Here is a 6,353-nt window from a genome sequence, read left to right on the forward strand (position 1 = left end):
CGCAAGACCCTGACGGAGGTCGCACAGGCTGCACAATAGAAAGGCGCGCCTTTCCTTGTGATTAAAAACTTTGCATTTGAGGCATTTTCTGGTTCCATGGACAAATGATGATCATGCATCGCAACAGCGTCATGTTTGGCGCTGTTTTCCTTTGCGGACAGGGGCAAAAATCCCTGGTGATGTCTTTCATGCTTCAGGAGGCAGAACTTGCAGACCGGCGCGCCATTCAGTTTTGAACGCTTTACCTTTCCCGACCTGAAAACCCTGTTGGCAAAGGCAAGCCCGCTTCGGTCCGGCGATTTGCTGGCCGGGCTGGCGGCAAGCTCGGATGAAGAACGGGTGGCGGCGCGCTTTGCACTGGCCGATGTGCCGCTCAAACAGCTTCTGAGCGAGGCACTGGTCCCCTACGAGGATGACGACGTCACGCGCATGATCATTGATGATCATGATGCAGATGCCTTTGCACCGGTATCCTCGATGACCGTTGGTGATTTTCGCAACTGGCTTCTGACCGATGACGCCACCCCCGAAGCACTTAAACATCTGGCACCCGGCCTGACGCCGGAAATGGTCGCGGCGGTATCAAAACTGATGCGCAATCAGGACCTGATCGCGGTTGCCAAGAAATGCCATGTCGTCACCGCCTTTCGCAATACGATCGGCCTGCCCGGCCATCTTTCGGTGCGCCTGCAACCCAATCATCCGACTGATGATCCTGCCGGTGTTGCGGCCTCGATCCTTGACGGTCTGATGCATGGCAGCGGCGATGCGGTGATTGGCATCAACCCGGCCACCGACAGCCCGGAAGCCATGATTGAGCTTCTTAAACTCATCGACGAGGTCCGTGAAAGGATCGACATCCCGACCCAGTCGTGCGTTTTGGCCCATGTCACCACGGCAATTGATGTGATGGCACGTAATGCCCCGGTCGATCTGGTGTTTCAATCCATCGCCGGCACGCAAAAGGCCAATGAAAGCTTTGGCATCACCCAGGCCATGCTGGCCGAAGCCGAAGACGCCGCCAAGGGGCTTAAGCGCGGCACGGTCGGCCACAATGTCATGTATTTTGAAACCGGGCAGGGGGCAGCGCTTTCGGCCGATGCCCACGAAGGCATCGATCAGCAAACGGTCGAGGCGCGTGCCTATGCGGTCGCGCGCAAATACTCGCCGCTTCTGGTCAATACGGTGGTCGGCTTCATCGGTCCAGAATATCTGTTTGATGGCAAACAGATCACCCGCGCCGGGCTTGAGGATCATTTCTGTGGCAAACTGCTTGGCGTGCCGATGGGCTGTGATGTTTGCTATACCAACCATGCCGAGGCCGATCAGGATGACATGGATAACCTTCTGACCCTTCTGGGGGTTGCTGGCTGTAACTTCGTCATTGGCGTCCCCGGTGCGGATGACATCATGCTCAATTACCAAAGCACAAGTTTCCATGATGCGATGTATCTGCGCTCTGTGCTGGGTCTGCAACCGGCCCCTGAATTTGCCGCCTGGCTGCGCAAGATGGAGATCCTTGATCAGAACGGCCGCACCCGCCCGCAACTTGACGGGCAGGCCGCCCAGAACCTTTTGGCATGGTCGGGGGCCGCTTAAATGAGCAATCTGACCAACAAGAAAATTCCGAGTGGCCTTGATCCGTGGAATACGCTTCGTGCCCATACAGATGCCCGCATCGGCCTTGGCCGGGTCGGCGACGGGTTGCCGACCGAACGGCTGCTTGAATTCCAGATGGCGCATGCCCGTGCCCGGGATTCTGTGCATATGGCCTTTGAACCCAACTCCGTGCGCGATCAGCTTGATGGGCTTGATCACACAATCCTTGATGTCCATTCCGCCGCACCAGATCGACCGACATATTTGCAGCGACCCGACCTTGGCCGGTTGTTGGACGAAGACTCTGTTGCAGCACTTGGCAAGCATGCCGGGGATTTTGACGTTGCCTTCATTCTGGCCGATGGCTTGTCTGCCCGCGCCACTCATGACCATGCGGCCAATACCTTAAAGCTGATCCTTGATCACTTGGGGGAAAGCTGGTCGGTCGCGCCGATCACACTGGCCACCCAGTCACGTGTCGGACTGGGCGATGAAATCGGTGCTGCATTGGGCGCCAAGCTGACCGTGATGCTGATCGGCGAACGCCCGGGTTTATCGAGCGCGGATTCACTTGGCTGCTATCTGACCTGGGGGCCGAGACGCGGGCGGTCGAACGCCGATCGCAACTGCGTTTCCAACATCCGTCCGGCGGGTTTAACCCCGAAAAAGGCCGCGAAAAAGATCGCTTATCTGATGGTCGAATCGCGCAAGATGGGTCTGTCGGGTGTGGCGCTCAAGGACAATTCATCAAATCCGGAACTGATTGAAGGCTAGGACGTGGGCCTTAGCGACAATTGCAACTAGACCTTAAGCGCCTCAAGACCGTCTGCCACCATCACCGGATCAAATTCGGTGATATGGTAATCGGCCAGATCATACTGATGAAACGGATCGCGGGTCAGTTCATCTTCAAGTGCAGCACGATCACCCTTGGCAAGGATCACCCCGCCATCGCGCGGCACCTTGCGGCCGGATGCCAGAAACATACCCTTGGCATAGGCCTGCTTTAGCCACGCGATATGGTCTTCGATATGCGCATCCACCTGTTCAAGCGGAACCTTGTAGGTCAGCGAGACAACAAACATTGCTGATTTTCCCTGTTAGATTCGAAGGGTTGAGGTTGCGCACAATCCGGCGTTTCGTTGCTGATCACAAATCACATTTTGGCGATCAATCAGCTTTATGCACCGTCCGTTTTGCTCCCCATCCGGGTAAGAAGACGTTCGATACGATCTGCATGGGCGGCTTCCACGCGGGCAAGGCTTTCAAACCATGCAGCGATATCTTCCAAGCCCTCTTCGCGGGCAATACGGGCCATTTCGGGATAGGCCGTTTCAGCCTCGTCCTTTTCCTGCGCGATGGCCGCTTCAAGGTTCAGGCGGGTGGCGCCCAATTCTTTGCCAGTCAACGGATCGCCTGCGGTTTCAAGAAATTCCAGATGGCCGAATGCATGGCCGGTTTCGGCCTCGGCCGCGGTGCGAAACAGCTCGGCTGCCTCGGTATAGCCTTCGATGTCGGCCTGCTGGGCAAAGTAAAGATAACGACGATTGGTTTGTGCCTCGGCGGCAAAGGCCGCGCGCAGGTTTGCCTCGGTACGTGTTCCCTTAAGCGCCATGTGCGCTGTTCCTTGTTATTGTTCGCCCAGTACAGCGTTGTTGTATGAGCCAAAGTCGCAAAAAATAAGGCGGCAAAACCAAGTGGTCTTGCCGCCCTTTATGTGTCGTGAAATCCGCCACCGTCAAGCAGAGCAGGGGCAATTGCACTGATCAGGTGTCAGATTTCATCTGCCTGTCACCTGCGCAAGGCTGCGCAAATAACGGCTGCGCGATGTCTTAGGCTGCGTCCTTCGCCGCCTGATTGCGACGCAGTCGGAATACCAGATCAACCGATGCCAGTTCCGTGCCGTTGGGCATGTTCGGAATGTTTGCGATCTTGACGTCACCTGCCGGAATGTCAGACAGCATGCCGTCTTCTTCACAATAGAAATGGTAATGCGGTTCGGTGTTGGTATCGAAATAGGACCGACCCGAATCAATCACGATTTCATTGAGAAGGCGCGCATCGGTGAACTGGTGCAGCGTGTTGTAAACCGTTGCCAGCGATACCTTGATATTGTTGCTCATGGCTTCGGAATGCAGCTGTTCTGCTGTGACATGGCGATGGCCGTCATCAAACAGCAAACGTGCCAGTGCCAGACGCTGACGCGTCGGACGCAGATTGGCATCCTTGAGCCGGTTAAGCGCGTTGGTATATGGACGCGATGTATGTCCCATAGCTTTGCCCCTTTGTCGTGGTCGGGCCAAAATCATAATGGCCCTAATGAATGCTGGGGACAGACTAAAGAACCCGGACGCGTTGTTCTTTGATTTTGATCAACTATAATCGCGGGATGAAATACTGCGAAAAACAAACAAAAAGGGCCGGTAAAAACCGGCCCTTTTTTATTTGGTCTGATGTCAGGATCAGTCGCCCGTCATGATGCGGTCGACCAGTTCCTTCACAGTTGGAATATTGCCATTGGCGTAGAACGGGTCTTCGCCAAACTTGTAGGCATTGTGACCAGCAAACATCAGTTCATTTTCGACTTTGGCGCCATGGGCAATGCTCTGGAGCGTCTTCTGGATACAGAAGGAACGCGGGTCAGCACGCTTGCCAGTCGTGCCTTCATGCTGTTCCCAGTTGGAGAACTGGCACTGTGACAGGCACCCCATGCAGTCGATCTGATCTTTCTTGATCGTCAGTGCGCTTTCCGGGGTGACAAACACCATGGTGTCATCCGGGGTCGGCATGCCTTCGGTATAGCCAGCTTCAAGCCAAGCCTTGACCTTGTCGGCATCGTCTTCACGCACATAGATCGGACGACCACGACGGCCGAGCGGGATACCGACATGCAGATCCGCCTCGGCGGTACGCGAATAGCGTACCTGACGGTCAGAACGCTGATGCAGATCTTCAAGGAACGCATTACGCACAGCCGAGCTATAGAAACCAGTCGGGCTGAATTTATGTAGCGATACGTCGCCATTCTTGAGACTGGTCAGGCGCTGTTTCCATTCGTCGGAAATCTCGCTTTCCTGTGTCAGAAGCGGACGGGTCCCGAACTGGAAGGCCACCGGGGCCACTTCGGGGTTGTCGATCCAGTCTTCGAAATCACGCAGGAACCAGACACCGCCTGCCATGATGATCGGAACATCATTCAGACCAACGGAATTCATGAATTCACGAAGGGCAGCAACACGCGGGAACGGATCCTCGGGCACCAGCGGATCTTCGGAATTCGACAGACCATTATGGCCACCAGCGCGCCACGGATCTTCGTAAACCACGCCACCCAGCCATTCCGGGGTCTTTTTATAGGCCCGCAGCCACAATGCGCGGAAAGCACGGGCTGACGAGACAATCGGATAATAGTGAACGCCGTATTGCGCAGAAATCTGAGCAATCTTGTAGGGCATGCCGGCACCACAGGTTACCCCGTGGATCAGGCCTTTGGCACCTTCAAGAACGCCGTGAAGGATCGGTTCGGCACCGCCCATTTCCCACAATACGTTCATGTGCAGACGGCCTTCGCCGTTCCGCATTTCATGTGCGATCTGTGCTTGTGCAATACCACCACGAATGCCGTAGGCAATCAGTTCCTGATGGCGGTCACTGCGGGTTTTTCCTGCATATTCGATCGGGACCAGATTGCCGTTCTCGTCATAAGAATCGGCATTCACAGCGGAAAAAGTCCCGATACCACCGGCAGCAGCCCATGCGCCGGAACTTTTACCCGTCGATACAGCAACGCCTTTGCCACCTTCGATAACTGGCAAGACTTCTTTACCCGACATGACGAGCGGTTTAAGGGCTTTCAAATTCGTCTCTCCCATTCGGCCTTTGCCCGCGATGCTATGGCATCGCGCAGAGTGCCGGACGACGTCGCATTTTTATCGTCGTCCGGCATTCCGTTTGCTTTATTCGGCGTCGCCTGCGTCGAGGTCGGCACCGGTTTCCTGGTCAACACGTTTCATCGACAGTTTGATTTTGCCGCGATCATCGAAACCGATGACTTTGACCTTAACCTGGTCGCCTTCTTTCACGATGTCCGAAACCTGTTTGACACGCTCAGGTGCCAGTTCGGAAATGTGAACCAGACCGTCACGCGCACCAAAGAAGTTCACGAATGCGCCGAAATCGACAGCCTTAACGACCTTACCATCATAGATATGATTCAATTCAGGTTCCGCAACGATGGATTTGATCCAATCCACGGCCTGCTTGCCTTTTGCACCGTCGGTATGTGCGACAGTGATCGAACCATCATCTTCAATATCAACCTTTGCACCGGTCTCTTCGCAGATTTCGCGAATGACCTTACCGCCCGAACCGATGACATCACGAATTTTGTCTTTCGGGATCGAGAACTGGGTGATGGTCGGGGCGTTACCCGAAACTTCACCGCGTGCTTCCGGAAGGGCTTTGGCCATTTCACCAAGAATGTGCAGACGACCATCGCGGGCCTGCTTCAGGGCGATCTGCATGATGTCCGGGGTTACCGAGGTGATCTTGATGTCCATCTGCAGCGAGGTAATGCCGTTTTCGGTACCAGCAACCTTGAAGTCCATGTCACCAAGGTGATCTTCATCACCCATGATGTCGGACAGAACTGCGAAATCTTCGGCTTCCTTGATCAGGCCCATGGCGATACCCGCAACCGGGCGTGCCAGCGGAACACCGGCATCCATCATCGCAAGCGAGCTTGCGCAAACGGT

General features: G+C 55.3%; 7 protein-coding genes. 2 read left to right on the forward strand and 5 right to left on the reverse strand.

Annotated features, from left to right (window positions below; genetic code table 11):
* The first annotated feature begins 207 nt into the window (after nt 1-207).
* Together B3Z49_RS19270 and eutC are read left to right on the forward strand one after the other, a co-directional pair.
* Complete coding sequence (locus tag B3Z49_RS19270; RefSeq protein ID WP_296993792.1) at nt 208-1,599, forward strand: ethanolamine ammonia-lyase subunit EutB; 1,392 nt, start codon at nt 208-210, stop codon at nt 1,597-1,599.
* A complete protein-coding gene (eutC, locus tag B3Z49_RS19275) occupies nt 1,600-2,373 on the forward strand; it encodes an ethanolamine ammonia-lyase subunit EutC (RefSeq protein ID WP_296993795.1) in 774 nt (257 codons plus the stop codon). It begins immediately after the preceding gene.
* A gap of 26 nt (nt 2,374-2,399) precedes the next feature.
* On the opposite strand, the gene B3Z49_RS19280 is transcribed toward eutC, so the two are convergent.
* The 5 genes from B3Z49_RS19280 to B3Z49_RS19300 form a co-directional block, all read right to left on the reverse strand.
* On the reverse strand, nt 2,400-2,684 hold the full coding sequence (locus B3Z49_RS19280; RefSeq protein WP_296993800.1) for a YciI family protein: 285 nt from the start codon (nt 2,682-2,684) through the stop codon (nt 2,400-2,402).
* A 95-nt stretch (nt 2,685-2,779) separates the two neighbouring features.
* On the reverse strand, nt 2,780-3,214 hold the full coding sequence (locus B3Z49_RS19285) for a rubrerythrin family protein (RefSeq protein ID WP_296993803.1): 435 nt from the start codon (nt 3,212-3,214) through the stop codon (nt 2,780-2,782).
* A gap of 217 nt (nt 3,215-3,431) precedes the next feature.
* Nucleotides 3,432-3,872 (reverse strand): iron response transcriptional regulator IrrA, encoded by a 441-nt coding sequence (irrA, locus tag B3Z49_RS19290; RefSeq protein ID WP_063086087.1) that lies wholly within the window; start codon nt 3,870-3,872, stop codon nt 3,432-3,434.
* Nucleotides 3,873-4,061: 189 nt separating this feature from the next.
* Nucleotides 4,062-5,456: an NAD(P)H-dependent flavin oxidoreductase gene (locus tag B3Z49_RS19295; protein WP_008888877.1), complete on the reverse strand. Its 1,395-nt coding sequence runs from the start codon at nt 5,454-5,456 to the stop codon at nt 4,062-4,064.
* Nucleotides 5,457-5,555: 99 nt separating this feature from the next.
* Nucleotides 5,556-6,353, reverse strand: a 798-nt coding sequence (locus B3Z49_RS19300) for a S1 RNA-binding domain-containing protein (protein ID WP_296993809.1), incomplete at its 5' end; no start/stop codon positions are given.

Source organism: Thalassospira sp. UBA1131 (assembly GCF_002311515.1).
Lineage (GTDB): Bacteria > Pseudomonadota > Alphaproteobacteria > Rhodospirillales > Thalassospiraceae > Thalassospira.